Origin of the sequence: Tropicibacter alexandrii (assembly GCF_003667315.2) — a bacterium.
Taxonomy (GTDB): Bacteria; Pseudomonadota; Alphaproteobacteria; order Rhodobacterales; family Rhodobacteraceae; genus Tropicibacter; species Tropicibacter alexandrii.
The window spans coordinates 308,573-322,149 of record NZ_RCTZ02000001.1; the positions used below are offsets into that span (position 1 = coordinate 308,573).

13 protein-coding genes and 1 tRNA gene are annotated in these 13,577 nt (G+C 63.7%); 2 read left to right on the forward strand and 12 right to left on the reverse strand.

The genetic code is table 11. The features are described 5' to 3' along the window. The 7 genes from D8Z78_RS01560 to D8Z78_RS01590 all read right to left on the reverse strand — a co-directional run bounded on the left by D8Z78_RS01560 (position 1) and on the right by D8Z78_RS01590 (position 6,340). Entirely contained in the window at positions 1-441 is a 441-nt protein-coding gene (locus tag D8Z78_RS01560) for a TrgA family protein (protein ID WP_121631490.1), read from the reverse strand. Positions 442-447: 6 nt separating this feature from the next. Beyond that, on the reverse strand, positions 448-1,662 hold the full coding sequence (locus tag D8Z78_RS01565; protein ID WP_121631489.1) for an SAM-dependent methyltransferase: 1,215 nt from the start codon (positions 1,660-1,662) through the stop codon (positions 448-450). Positions 1,663-1,773: 111 nt separating this feature from the next. Then, positions 1,774-3,195 (reverse strand): cryptochrome/photolyase family protein, encoded by a 1,422-nt coding sequence (locus D8Z78_RS01570; protein ID WP_121631488.1) that lies wholly within the window; start codon positions 3,193-3,195, stop codon positions 1,774-1,776. Positions 3,196-3,292: 97 nt separating this feature from the next. Next, the gene (locus tag D8Z78_RS01575; RefSeq protein WP_121631487.1) at positions 3,293-4,945 is read right to left on the reverse strand and encodes a BCCT family transporter; all 1,653 of its coding nucleotides are present in this window, start codon (positions 4,943-4,945) and stop codon (positions 3,293-3,295) included. Positions 4,946-5,035: 90 nt separating this feature from the next. Then, positions 5,036-5,449 (reverse strand): universal stress protein, encoded by a 414-nt coding sequence (locus D8Z78_RS01580; protein WP_121631486.1) that lies wholly within the window; start codon positions 5,447-5,449, stop codon positions 5,036-5,038. Between the two features lie 201 nt (positions 5,450-5,650). Further along, complete coding sequence (locus tag D8Z78_RS01585; RefSeq protein ID WP_164932858.1) at positions 5,651-6,166, reverse strand: DinB family protein; 516 nt, start codon at positions 6,164-6,166, stop codon at positions 5,651-5,653. A gap of 97 nt (positions 6,167-6,263) precedes the next feature. Further along, positions 6,264-6,340 (reverse strand) — tRNA-Arg (locus D8Z78_RS01590). Between the two features lie 159 nt (positions 6,341-6,499). On the opposite strand from D8Z78_RS01590, the gene D8Z78_RS01595 reads away from it, so the two are divergent. Together D8Z78_RS01595 and D8Z78_RS01600 are read left to right on the forward strand one after the other, a co-directional pair. Beyond that, positions 6,500-7,366, forward strand: a complete 867-nt coding sequence (locus D8Z78_RS01595; protein WP_121631484.1) for a phosphate/phosphite/phosphonate ABC transporter substrate-binding protein — start codon at positions 6,500-6,502, stop codon at positions 7,364-7,366. A gap of 14 nt (positions 7,367-7,380) precedes the next feature. Continuing rightward, entirely contained in the window at positions 7,381-9,189 is a 1,809-nt protein-coding gene (locus D8Z78_RS01600) for an ATP-binding protein (protein ID WP_121631483.1), read from the forward strand. A gap of 3 nt (positions 9,190-9,192) precedes the next feature. On the opposite strand, the gene D8Z78_RS01605 is transcribed toward D8Z78_RS01600, so the two are convergent. The 5 genes from D8Z78_RS01605 to sufC are packed head-to-tail and all read right to left on the reverse strand — an operon-like array spanning position 9,193 to position 13,507. Continuing rightward, positions 9,193-10,413: a cysteine desulfurase gene (locus tag D8Z78_RS01605; RefSeq protein WP_121631482.1), complete on the reverse strand. Its 1,221-nt coding sequence runs from the start codon at positions 10,411-10,413 to the stop codon at positions 9,193-9,195. Continuing rightward, on the reverse strand, positions 10,406-10,990 hold the full coding sequence (locus D8Z78_RS01610; protein WP_121631481.1) for a YIP1 family protein: 585 nt from the start codon (positions 10,988-10,990) through the stop codon (positions 10,406-10,408). The genes D8Z78_RS01605 and D8Z78_RS01610 overlap by 8 nt, the downstream gene beginning before the upstream one ends. Beyond that, on the reverse strand, positions 10,987-11,472 hold the full coding sequence (locus tag D8Z78_RS01615; RefSeq protein WP_121631480.1) for a YIP1 family protein: 486 nt from the start codon (positions 11,470-11,472) through the stop codon (positions 10,987-10,989). The genes D8Z78_RS01610 and D8Z78_RS01615 overlap by 4 nt, the downstream gene beginning before the upstream one ends. Beyond that, positions 11,472-12,752: a Fe-S cluster assembly protein SufD gene (sufD, locus tag D8Z78_RS01620; protein WP_121631479.1), complete on the reverse strand. Its 1,281-nt coding sequence runs from the start codon at positions 12,750-12,752 to the stop codon at positions 11,472-11,474. The genes D8Z78_RS01615 and sufD overlap by 1 nt, the downstream gene beginning before the upstream one ends. After that, a complete protein-coding gene (sufC, locus tag D8Z78_RS01625; RefSeq protein ID WP_121631478.1) occupies positions 12,752-13,507 on the reverse strand; it encodes a Fe-S cluster assembly ATPase SufC in 756 nt (251 codons plus the stop codon). Before sufC ends, sufD begins: the two co-directional genes overlap by 1 nt. Positions 13,508-13,577 lie beyond the last annotated feature (70 nt).

Consider the following 13,577-nt stretch of genomic DNA (forward strand, 5'->3'; position numbering starts at 1 on the left):
TCATCTCCAGTGGCGCGACACGACCTCGGCCACGAAGCCCGTGATGATCGCGCCAACGAGCAAGGCGGTGATCACGGTCACGTCCTGCAATTCCTGCGCGTATTTCACGGCGCTCTCGAAAATGCCCATGATCGCTTCCATGACGGTCCGGTATTTCCGGTCGAGCGAGTTCTCCACCATGAGGTTGGCGGAATGGATGAACAGCGCCCACAGCACCAAGGCAACGGTGCCGGTAAAGCCATTCGCGATGGCCGCCGATTGCCCACGCCCCGCACGGCTGCCCACGATCAGCCAGCCGCACAGGAAACCGATCACCGCGTTGACCTCGGAGAATATGCCAAAGCGCGTGCTGGCCGGCATATTCGTCTTGATGATTTCGGATACGGCATAGCCCAAGACTGCCAGACAAATCCCGGCAAAGAGTTTCGCGGCAGTGGGCATCAGGCGTCAGGGCCTCGTAATCGTTATCTGTGTCACATCACAGTTACCGCTTTGAAACGTCGCCGCGCAAGAGGTGAGATAGATATTCCACATCCGCCGAAACCGTTCATCGAACCCAAGCTGTGCCACATCCGGCCATCTCGCGTTGAACGTGTCATACCAGCGGCGCAAGGTCTGGGAATAGCTCTGCCCGAACTCGACCGAGCGGACCTCCTGCAAGCCGGCCTTGGCCACCTGTTCGCGCAAGACGACATCGCTGGGCAACATGCCGCCGGGGAAGATGTATTTCTGGATGAAATCCACGCCACGCCGGTAGATGTCCCAGCGGCGGTGCTGGACGGTGATGATCTGCAGCGTGGCATTGGCACCGGGCTTGAGACAATTCCGCAGCTTCTGGAAATAGACGGGCCAGTATCTTTCACCGACCGCCTCGAACATCTCGATCGAGGCGACCCCGTCATATTGCCCGGTCTCGTCGCGGTAATCCTGAAGCTTGATGGTCACCCGGTCGCTCAAGCCCGCCTTGGCCATGCGCGCCACGGCATAGTCGTATTGCGCTTGGCTGATGGTCAGGCCGGTCACCCGCAGGCCGCGTTCGCGCGCCGCGTATTCGGCAAAGCCACCCCAGCCGCAGCCGATTTCCAGAACGTGATCGCCCGGTTGCGCGCCCATCTGGTCGACCATGCTGGCATATTTGGCGATCTGTGCCTGTTCCAGCGTCTCGTCGCCGGTTTCGAACAGGGCGCTGGAATAGGTCATCGTCGGGTCCAGCCACAGCCCGTAGAAATCGTTGCCCAGATCATAGTGATGGGCGATGTTCTTCCTCGCTTGGCTTTTCGAATTGCGCTGGAACCAGAACCGCGCCTTTTCGAACGCCCGCACCAGCCCCATGCCGGGATAGCCGTCGAACATTTCCTCGTTGGCATGCACGAGATCCATGAACCCCATCAGGTCCGGCGTCGTCCAACCCCGATCGAGATAGGCTTCGCAGAACCCTAGATCGCCGTCGCGGATCAGCCGCGCGAACAGATCCTCGTCATGGATTTCCAGCATCGCCGTCGGTCCGGGACGGTGGCCCTGTGCCCGAAAGGACTGACCGTCCGGCAGCACGAAATCCAGTTGCCCCACCTCCATCTGCCCGGCGATGTCGAGCACGCGTCGAAAGTAGCGCGGCTGCGGCGCGTCGGTGGTATCGGTGGTGCGGGTATCAGTCAGAGTCATTTTGCCTCCCGGGCATGGTCGTTGCGCCCGTTCTGTGCAATTGGGCCTTTCTTGATTTACGCACATGACGCCGAGGCGGATGCAAAATTTCCGCAAAATTTCTCATGTGTGTCAAAATCCCTTATTCTCGTAGGCGTTCAACGCCTTTTCGCGCCCCTCTTTCACGCCGATGACCGGGTCCGGATAGGCATCGTCCGGCGACAGGCCCCAACTGACCGGAACGGCGTCGAAATACGCCAATGCCTCGGCGGAGGGATTGCGGCGGCCTTCGGCAATCCAGCGGTCGATATAGGCGCGGTCGGGGTCGAATTTCTCGCGCTGGGTCACCGGGTTGAAGACCCGGAAATAGGGCGTTGCATCCGGGCCCGACCCCGCCACCCATTGCCAGCCCATCGCGTTCGAGGCCGGGTCCCAGTCGATCAGACAATCCTCGAACCAGCGCATGCCGATCTTCCAATGCATGAGCAGATGCTTGCACAGGTAAGAGCCGACGATCATCCGCACGCGGTTGTGCATGCGGCCCGTCACGTACATCTCGCGCAGCCCCGCATCGACAAACGGAATGCCGGTGCGCGCCTGCTTCCACGCCTTGACCTCGCGCAGGCGTTCATCGTCGCGCCACGGGAAGGCATCCCATTCCTCGCGCCAGTTGTCCGTCAGCAGGCGCGGACTGTGCCACATCAGGTGATAGGCGAACTCGCGCCAGACCAGTTCCTTGAGGAAGGTCTCGGCACCCGGCTTGCCCTCTTCCATGGCGCGACGGCCCGCGTGCCAGCATTGCTGCGGGCTGATCTCGCCCAGCGACAGGTTCTCCGACAGGCACGAGGTGCCGTCGACGGCAGGCCGGTCGCGGGTGTCGTTGTAATCGGCCACCTTGCCGCCCATGAAGGCCCCCAAGCGCCCCTGCGCGGCCTCTTCGCCCAGTTGCACATAGGGGCGCACGACATCCGCACCGCGCCGCATTGCAGCGCCAAGGGCCCAGTCCTCCAGCGCCTCGCTGTCGGGCCAGCTGTCGGGCGCGGGCAGCCGCGCGGGCGCGGGCAAGGGCGCGGCGACATCGACATCCTTCACCGCGCGCCAATAGGGGGTGTAGACCTTGTAATAGCCGCCCTGCTTGGTCTCGACCGTCCAAGGTTCGAACATGACATGCCCGGCAAAGCTTTCAGCCTCCAGCCCGGCCTCCTTGAGCGCGCTCTTGACCTCGGTGTCACGGTCGACGCTGTCCGGATCGTAGGCGCGTTGCCAGTAGACGGCCCCTGCCCCAAGCGCCTTTGCCAGGTCCAGAAGCACATCACGGGCCTTGCCGGATCGCAGGATCAGCCGCGAGCCCTTGTCGCGCAATGCCTCCGCGTAATGCTCCAACCCCAGCCCAAGCCGCCATTTCGGCGCGGCGCCCAAGGCATCGACCAGCCCGTCGCGGATGAAGATCGGCACGACCGGACCACCCCGCGCCACCGCCTCGGACAGGGCGGCATGGTCGCTCAGCCGCAGGTCGCGGCGGATCCAAACGAGGGTGGGACGGGTATCGGACATCGGCGGCTCCTGTTAACTCAGGCAGACCTAACGCCGCGCGCGCAAAAGAAAAGCCCCGCCGGGGTGGCGGGGCTTTCCAAGGTTCGTATCGCTGGGATCAGCTATGCTTGCGCTCGGCCTGAAGGCCTTTCCAGATCGCCCAGCACATGACCAGCAGCACCACCGTAAACGGCAGACCGGTCGAGATCACCATGGATTGCAGCGATTGCAACCCGCCCGCCGACAGCAGCAGCACGATGGCCACCGCGCCTTCGAAGACGCACCAGAACACGCGCTGCGGCACCGGCGCGTCGACCTTGCCGCCCGCGGTGATCGTGTCGATCACGAGCGAGCCGGAATCCGACGAGGTGACGAAGAAGACGATCACCAGAACGATGCCGATGAAGCTGGTGATCGATGCCAGCGGCAGCACGTCCAGCATCTTGAACAGCTTGAGTTCCAGCGACGCGTCCTGCGCGGCGGTGTAGCCGTCATTGACCACTTGGTAGACAGCCGTGCCGCCAAAGACGCTCATCCATAGCACGCAGACCAGCGAGGGGATCAGCAGCACGCAGATGATGAATTCACGCACGGTGCGGCCACGCGACACGCGCGCGATGAACATGCCCACGAACGGCGACCAGCTGATCCACCACGCCCAGTAGAACGAGGTCCAGCCCTGCGAGAAGTTCACGTCTTCACGGCCAACCGGGTTCGATAGCGCGGGCAGGTATTGCAGGTAGGCGCCAAGGTAGTCGACGAAGCCCGTCAGCAGGACAATCGTGGGTCCGGTGAACAGCACGAACAGCAGCAAGAGCGCCGCAAGGCCCATGTTGATTTCGGACAGCACCTTCACCCCGCCGTCGAGGCCGCGCAGCACCGAGACCAGCGCCACGGCGGTGATCGCCGAGATCAAGATGACTTCGGTGGTCGATCCGACGGGCACCCCGAACAGCTCGTTCAGGCCCGCATTGGCCTGTGTCGCGCCAAAGCCCAGCGAGGTGGCAAGGCCGAACAACGTGGCAAACACCGCCAGAACGTCGATGATATGCCCCGGCCAGCCCCAGACCCGGTCCCCGAGGATCGGATAGAAGGCCGAGCGGATCGTCAGCGGCAGGCCCTTGTTATAGCTGAACAAGGCCAAGGCCAGAGCCACCACCGCGTAGATCGCCCAAGGGTGCAGACCCCAGTGAAAGATCGTCGCGGCAAAGGCCAGACGAACGGCCTCTTCCTCAGTTGCGGCGGCGCCCAACGGGGCCCAGTCCGACCGGATGCCGTTTTCGCCCAAGGCGGTGCCGCCTGCGGAGGACGAGAAATGGCTCATCGGCTCGGACACGCCGTAGAACATCAGGCCAATGCCCATGCCGGCGGCGAACAGCATCGCGAACCAGCCCAAATAGGTGTAGTCCGGCGTCGCATCCGCGCCGCCCAGCCGCACACTGCCCACCGGCAGCACGATCAGCAGCAGGCAGAACAGCACAAAGATGTTCGCCGCCCCGATGAAGAACCAGTCGAAGCCCTTCGTCACCGCGTCGAACATCCAGGTGAACGCCCCGCCCGCCTGCTCTGGCAGGGCCAGCGTGTAGAACACGAACAGGATGACGCTGAGACCCGAGATCAGAAAGACCGGGTTGTGGATGTCCAGGCCGAACGGCCCGATCTGGGTTTCGATATTGTCCTGCCCGATCTCGTAATCGGTCTGGATTATTTCTGACGCGCCCTCGGGCTCTGGTATGCCCTGGCTCGTTTCGTCAACGTCGGTATCGGCCATATGCCGTCCCTCCTCTGCGCGTTTCGTTTGTTGTCTTTGGGGTAGCGTGTCGTTCGACCCGGGCGCCCTCCGCCCGGTCGAGGATGGAGGTCATCGCACCACCAGAACCGAGACCTTGGCGTGCCCCGCAACCGTTCCGCCATTGGACGGCCAGATATAGTCGGTCACGTTGGGAATATGGCTGGCCATCACCACCAGATCGGCCTTCGTTTCGTCCACCGCCTTCAGAAGCGTCGGATCCAGATCGGTCGACGGGTCATGGCTGGTCATGGCATGGGCTTCGGTCTCGATCCCCGCGTCCTTGCCCTGCGCCTCGGCGAACTCGGCCAGCTTTGTGGCGAATTCCTGCGGCGAATGGGCGACCGAGCTCGGCGTTGCCGCCGAGACCCCGACATAGACGACCGACGCGCCATAGGTCTTGGCCAAGTCGGCAGCGCAGGTCAGTGCGCGCGACAGGCGGTCAACATGTGCCAGATCGACCGGCACCATGATGCGTTTGAACATGTGTCCTCTCTTTCCTTGCGGCACGGGGACCATGTGAACCGAAGCTTTTTCATCTTCTGAAACACATCCCCGTTACCTGGGGATGTGAAATAACCTAGGTCAGGCCTTTCACAGGTCCAGACTAGAGGCCTTGCGCCCCCCGGGTCCACCCGGCGCGGCGCAATATGTTAAGAAAACGACGCGGCGTGTCGTAACCAAGCATCAAAGCCACGGGCCGTCGTCGGGCATGAAGATCACGTCGGTGACCGGCGCCTCGACGCCCGCGGCGGTCAGCATGGCGTGAATCTGGCCACGGTGATGGGTCTGGTGGTTGAACATGTGGGCAATGCACAGCCCGCGCGGCTTGCTGACCTCGCGCCCGAGAATGCCGGAATGCCAGCTGAGCGGGCCGGTCAGATCCACGCTGCGCAGGCGGTTTGCCCAGTCCAGCAGCGCGGCGTCGGTGCGAAAGCGGGCGATCTCCCAATCGCCGAGCGTCCGGGTCATGCGCACGCTGTCCGACCCGGGCAGTTCCGGCCCGGGCGATCCCGTCAACAGCGACAGCCAGCGGGAATCTCCCCACAACAGGTGGTTGGCGGTGCCGAAGATCGAGCCGAAGAACGCCCCGCGATCTGCGTGCAGCGCGGTTTCGTCCAGTCTTGCAAAGGCCAGCTTCAACTGGCGGTTCTGCCACGCGTTGTAACGCGCCATGGTCACGCAATAATCCACGGTGATCATCCAGGCTCTCCCTTCGGCAAGTCCCGGATGCAGGATGTAGCCAAATTCAAGCGACCCGCAAGATCGCGCCCGGCTTTGGATCATCGAAAAAGGGAAATGGCGCACCCGATAGGATTCGAACCTATGGCCTCTGCCTTCGGAGGGCAGCGCTCTATCCAGCTGAGCTACGGGTGCCTGAGCCGGTCTATACCTGCGCCCCTGCCGGTCTGCAAGCGCAATTGAGCGCGCGATTTCCGGGCCGCATTAGCAGATTTGCAAGGCTCGGGGTCTAGGGTGGCCGCGCCGCCGCCCGGCGATGCGCCGATCCGCCGTTTCCTCCGAAGGGATGCCCCGATGACCCGTTTCCTGCCCCTGCTCCGACGCGCACGTTTCGTGATCTGGTCGGCCTTGCTGACCGTTGCGCTGACCCTGCCCGCGCAGACGCGGGCCGGGGAATATACCTTCGGCGTCGTCCCGCAATTCGAGGCGCGGCGGCTGATGTCGATCTGGTCTCCCATCCTCGATGAACTCGAACGCCGGACCGGGCACAGGTTTCGCATGATCGGCTCGCCACGCATCCCCGATTTCGAGGATGACTTCATGCATGGCCTGTTCGATTTCGCCTATATGAACCCCTACCACGCCCTGATCGCCAACGAACTGCAAGGGTATCGCCCGATCGTCCGCGATGGTGCCCGCGACCTGTTCGGCGTGCTCGTGGTGCGAGAGGATTCCCCCTACCAAAACGTCTCGGAACTGGCCGGACAGACCATCGCCTTTCCCGCCCCCAACGCTCTCGGCGCGGCGCTGCTGATGCGGGCCGATCTCGACCGCCAATTCGCCCTCGATTACCGCGCCAGCTATGTCGCCACCCACAGCTCTGCCTATCTCAACGTCGTGTTCGGAGAGGCCGCCGCCGCCGGTGGCGTCATGTCCACGCTGGAGGCGCTGTCCCCGGCGGCGCGCGCGCAATTGCGCATTCTTTACGAGACGACCCGCATGCCGCCGCATCCGGTCACCGCGCATCCGCGTGTGCCCGAGGACGTGATCACCGCCGTCCAGGCCGCCTTTGTCGAAATGGCCGCCACTCAGAGCGGCGCGGCCCTGCTGGCTCAGGTCCCGATCCGAAGCGCGGTCGAAGCCCGCGAACACGATTACGACACGCTGCGCGAGCTGCGCCTGTCGCACTACTACATCAAGCCCGCGAGCGGGCAGCGATAGGCCGGGGCGAACACATGCGACCGGTCTGGACCATACGGCGCACCGTGCTGCTGCTGTTGCTGGGGGTTTCCCTCGCGTGGCTCGTGGTGTTCCAGGTGCTTTGGGTGCCTCGGGTCACACGCGTCGTCATCACCAGCCATACGGAGGAACTGCAACGCGAACTCGATGTCATCATCGACGCCATCCTGCCATTCCTGTTGTCGCGCCAGTTCGGGGCCATCACCGAAACCCTGTCCAGCATCGAGACGCGCAACGCGAACTGGATCGGCATCGAATTGCACGACCAGACCGGTCGGCGGCTGTTTCCGCTCGAAGAGCGCGTGATCGCCATGGGGGGCTCCCGCATCATGATCGACCAGTCGATCGCCCTGCGTGGCTCGCAATTCGGCAGTCTCAAGGCGGTGATCGACCTGACCACCACGCTTGACCGCGTTCAGGCCGAAACCCGGCGGCTGGGCCTGTTCACCAGCGTGGCGGTCATCATCATCATGGCGCTGTTGACCGTCGCCATCGACCGCCTCGTGACGCGCCGCGTCTCGGTCTTGGCCGCAGCCGCCGATCGCATGAAGAACGGGGATTTCGAGGCGCGCTTGCCCGATCCGCATCCTGACGAACTGGGGCGCCTGACACTCAGCTTCGATGCCATGCGCCGGCAGATCCGGCGGCAGACCGATGCGCTGCAGAGCGCCCGGATCGAGGCCGAGACCGCGCTGACCGCCAAGTCGCAATTCCTCGCCCGGATGAGCCACGAGATCCGGACACCGCTCAACGGTGTCATTCCGGTGGCCGAGCTGCTGGCCGACACCCACCTGACCGACGAGCAGGCCGATCACGTCGACACCATACGCGAGGCCGGGACGGCGCTGCTGTCCATCGTCGACGATATTCTCGACCTGTCGAAATTCGAAGAAGGGCGGCTGGAACTCAACCCGGCCCCGTACAACCTGTCCGATCTCGTGAACGGCGTGGTGCGAATCCTGCGCGTCACCGCCGAATCCAAGGGATTGCGGCTGGAGGTCGACATCGCGCCGGACTTGCTGGGGGTCTACCTGATCGGCGACAGCGACCGCCTGCGACAAGTCCTGATCAACCTGACCGGCAACGCGGTCAAATTCACCCGCACCGGCTCTGTCTGCATCAAGGTGGCGCGGACGATCTGCGACACCGCGCGCGAGGGGCTGTGCATTTCGGTCATCGACACTGGCATCGGCATCGCGGAAAAGGACCATGCCCGCATCTTCGAGCGGTTCGAACAGGCCGAGGGCGGGCGCAACCGACGGTTCGGCGGCAGCGGGCTGGGGCTTGCCATCGCGCGCAGCCTGATCGAGGCGCATGGCGGTCAGATCCGGCTGACCAGCGAGGAAGGCAGCGGCAGCCGCTTCGATGCCATGCTCCCGCTGAATCTGGCCACCGACATCCCGCAACAGGTCGCGTCTGAGACGGTGCTGGACTCCGATCTGGCAAACGGGCGCGCGCTTGTGGTCGATGACAACGCGACCAATCGCAAGATCATCGCGGCGATGCTGCGGCGGCTGGGCTACCGGACCGAAAAGGCCTGCGATGGCGCGCAGGCCTTGAACATGATCATGAGCGAGCGGTTCGATATCGTGCTGATGGACATGCACATGCCCGAGATGGACGGGCTGGAGGCGACCCGCCACATCCGTTCGCTGACCGGCTTGCGCGCCCGAACCCGGATCATCGCCCTGACGGCCAGCGTGCTGGAAGAGGACATGCGCCGCTGCCAAGAGGCCGGGATGGACGGGTTCCTGTCGAAACCCGTCTCGCGCCAAGCATTGGCCGCGGCGCTGCGCGCCTCGTGAGGCTCAACCGAACAGGTCGTGCGCCAGTTCGAGCGCATCCACCAGCGCATCCACTTCTTCAACCGTATTGTACATCGCAAAAGACGCCCGGCAGGTCGCCGTCACACCCAGATGATCCATCAACGGCCCGGCGCAATGGTGGCCCGCACGCACCGCGACCCCCTTCTTGTCGAGGATGGTCGAGATGTCATGCGCATGCCCAGCCCCGTCCATGGTAAAGGAAAAGATCGCACCTTTGCCGGGTGCATGGCCCTGCACCTGCAACCAGTTCAGCCCGGTCAGCCGCGACTGCGCATAGTCGCGCAGCGACGCCTCATGCGCGGCGATCCGGTCCATGCCGACGCCCATCATGTAATCCAGCGCCACACCCAGTCCGATCTGCTGGACGATGCCGGGCGTGCCCGCCTCGAACTTCATCGGCGGATCGTTATAGGTGACCTCGTCCTTGCTGACCTCGCGGATCATATCGCCGCCGCCCATGAAGGGGCGCATCTCGGCCATGCGGTTCTTGGCAATCCAGATCGCGCCGGAGGCGGATGGACCATACAGCTTGTGCCCGGTGATGGCATAGAAATCGCAGCCGATCTCGGCCACGTTGACCGGCATGTGCACCGCGGCCTGAGAGCCGTCGACCAGAACCGGCACGCCCTTTTCGCGCGCCGCGTGGCAGATGGTTTTCACATCGACCACAGTGCCCAGCACGTTCGACATCTGGGTGATCGCCAGCAGTTTCGTCTTGGGACCGATGGCGTCGATCACCTTTTGCGGGTCCAGCGCGCCGGTTTCATCCACATCGACCCATTTCAGCACGACGCCCATGCGCTCCCGCAGGAAATGCCACGGCACGATATTGGCGTGATGCTCCATCACCGACAGCAGGATTTCGTCGCCCGCCTTCAGATGCTCCATCGCCCAACCATAGGCCACGAGGTTGATCCCCATCGTGGTGCCGGTTGTGTAGACGATTTCCTCGGGATCGGGCGCGCCCAGAAACCGCGCGATGATCTCGCGCACGCCCTCGTATTTCTCGGTCGCGAGGTTGCTGAGGTAGTGCAAGCCCCTGTGGACATTGGCATATTCCTCGGCATAGCCGCGCGTGACCGCGTCGATCACGGCCCGAGGCTTTTGCGCCGACGCGCCATTGTCGAGATAGACCAGCGGCTTGCCGTTCACCTCGCGGGCGAGAATGGGAAAGTCCTTGCGGATCTCTTGGACATCATACATCGGGCAACATCCCTTCGGGTGAGACCCCCGCCAGGGTCAGGAGGAAAGACAAGGCAAAGGCCATGGCCAGAAGGCCCAGCACCAGCGTGCCGAAGGCCTTGAACAGGTTTACGAACCCGTGCGCCTCGTCGATGAAATTCAGCGTGATCCAGAATCCCAAGGCCGTCATGGCAAAGATCACCAACATGCTCAACAGGCCCGAGACCATCATCAGCACCGACAACAGCACCAGCACGACCACGCGGATCGCGTTCAGCCAGATCATCAGGACAGCGATGTCGGACAGCCGCGCGGTGCCGCCCAAGATACGGCCCATGCCGGTCAGCGCCGCGATTGTCGCGCCTTGGACCACCGCCTGCAAGATGACAAAGCGGATCGGGTCCGCCAGCATCACCGGCACCGGGCCGGGCGACAGCAGGTTCGAGACGTGAAAGACCAGCCCGCTGGCGATGATGACAAGGCCGAAAGCCGTCAGCAGCGCCTCGCGCGACAGGTTCGCAGACATCAACAGGCGTGCTACATCGCGCGGGGCCGCAATCGTCTGCAAGGCAAGGGACAGGAACGCAGCCGGGGTCATTTCGATGCCTCATAAACGACCCGCAAGCCGCTGATCCAAAACCAGAAAAACACCGCCGCCCACAAGACACCGGTCAGCGCCAGCGCCGGACCGGGGCCGACGAAGCCAGCGGTCAAGCCATTGAGCAGCGCCATCGGCACCGCCGCCAGCAAGGCCCAGAACAGCGCCAGACGCGATCCAAAGCCCGAGCCGCGTTTGGTCACCGTGCCCAGCACAAGATGCACCACCGCCGCCAACACATACAGGATGAGCGGCAGGATGAAGACCGTGCCCAGCAACGCCCCGCCCATCAGCGGGTTCAACTCGGTCTCTTGCAGATGCGCTTGCCGCGACAAGGCGGGCAAGCGCGCCACGAACATCAGCGCGCAGGCCCCCATGACGAAGGCCAGTGCCCGGTCCTCGCGCGGACCGAGCGCCAGAAGGCGGCGCACAACCGCCCCCGGCCCCCGATAGGTGGCCGCGATATCGCGCGAGATCGCCATCAGCCGCGCCGACGCTCCAGCCAGCCAGCGACGCGCTCGACCAGTTCCTCTTGGAGCGAGGTGTCCTCGACCTCCTGCACCGCTTCGGCGATGAAGGCGATGGTTAGCAGGTCCTCCGCCGTACCGCGCGGCAGGCCACGGGCACGCAGGTAGAACAACCCGTCCTCGTCGATCGCGCCAGAGGTCGAACCGTGCGAGCACGCGACGTCATCTGCGTAGATTTCCAGTTCCGGCTTGGCGAGGAACTGGCTGTCCTCGTCCAGAAGCAAGGACTGGGAAATCTGGTAGCCATCGGTCTTTTGCGCGTCGGGTTTCACAAGGATCTTGCCTTGGAAAACACCGGTCGCGCCGTTGCGCAGCACCTTCTTGAACACCTGACGGCTTTCGCAGCCCACCGCGTCATGGGTGACGAAGACGGTGTCGTCGTGGTGGAAATCGCCGTCGCCCATGCAGGCCCCTGCGATATGCGCGACCGCGTCGTCGCCGGTCAGCTCGACCACGCATTCGTTGCGCGTCAGCACGCCGTTGACCGTCAGGGTGAAGGTCTTGAACACGCTTTCCGTGCCCAGTCGCGCAAAGATATGCGTGGCGGCGCGGCGTTCGTGGTCGCGGCCCTGCGCGCGGATGTGGTGCAGCTTGGCGGTGTCGGCCAGATCGACCTCCATCACCTTGTTGAAGCGCGCGGCAGCGGGGCCGTTTTCAAGGATCGTCGCCTCGGCCCCCGCATCGACCTTGACCACGTGATGCAGGATCGCATCCGAGGCAGAGTCGCTGTGGACATAGCTGATATGGATCGGCTTGGACGGGGTCTGCGTGACGTGGATCAGCAGGCCGTCGGTGGCAAAGGCGGTGTTCAGCGCCGCAAGCGGGCGGTCCACCGGCTTTTGACCTCTTGCTTCAAGAACGCCGTACAAGTCCTTGGCCCAATGGATATCTTTCACCTCAGCCAGACGGTCGATCTGCACGCCCTCCAGCGCCAGATCGTCGGACGCCTCGGCGTCGAAGACTCCGTCGACAAAGACAATTTTCAGCCGGTCGCGGCCCTCGAAGAGCGGGGCCTCGTCGCCATGATCAAGCGCCTGCGCCTGCGGCGCATCCACCTGCACCAGCGTCGACGGTGGGGTGTATTTCCAATACTCGTCCCGCGCACCGGGCAGGCCCATGGCCTGCACGCGGGACAGCGCGTCGCGGCGGGCCGCGTCAGGCCAGCCGCCGGTGGGCAGGGTCAGCGCGGACAGCCGCGCCTCGGTTGCGGTTTGTTTCGCCTGCGGCAATGCCATCACTGCGCCTCCTCGAGCAGGTCGGCATAGCCATTCTGCTCGACTTCCAGTGCCAGTTCGGGGCCGCCAGTCTTGATGATGCGGCCATTGGCCATGATGTGGACGACGTCCGGTTTGATGTGGTCCAGCAGACGCTGGTAGTGGGTGATGACAAGGAAGCCGCGCCCCTCGTCGCGCAGCGCGTTCACGCCATCGGCCACTAGCTTCATCGCGTCGACGTCAAGACCCGAGTCGGTCTCGTCCAAGATGCACATCTTGGGTTCCAGCATGGCCATCTGCAGGATTTCGTTGCGCTTCTTCTCACCACCGGAGAAGCCGACATTGACCGGGCGCTTGAGCATCTCGGCGTCGATCTTGAGGCTCTTGGCCTTTTCACGGATCACCTTGAGGAACTCGGCAGAGGACATTTCCTCTTGCCCGCGCGCCTTTCGCTGCGCGTTCACAGCCGTGCGCAGGAAGGTCATATTGCCGACGCCGGGGATTTCCACCGGGTACTGGAAGGCAAGGAACAGGCCAGCGGCGGCGCGTTCCTCGGTTTCCATCTCCAGCAGGTCCTCGCCCAGCAATTCGGCAGAGCCGTCGGTGACCTCGTACCCATCCTTGCCGGACAGGACATAGGACAGGGTCGACTTGCCAGAGCCGTTCGGCCCCATGATCGCGTGCACCTTGCCCGCCTCGACGGTCAGGTCGACGCCTTTGAGGATCTGCTTGTCCTCTTCTTCAAGTTTGACGTGCAGGTTCTTGATTTCAAGCATGTTTCTTCCCTTCGTGTCGTGCGCCCCTCGGTTGGGGCAAATTCAAATCTTTGGTGCGGAACGGGGTGAC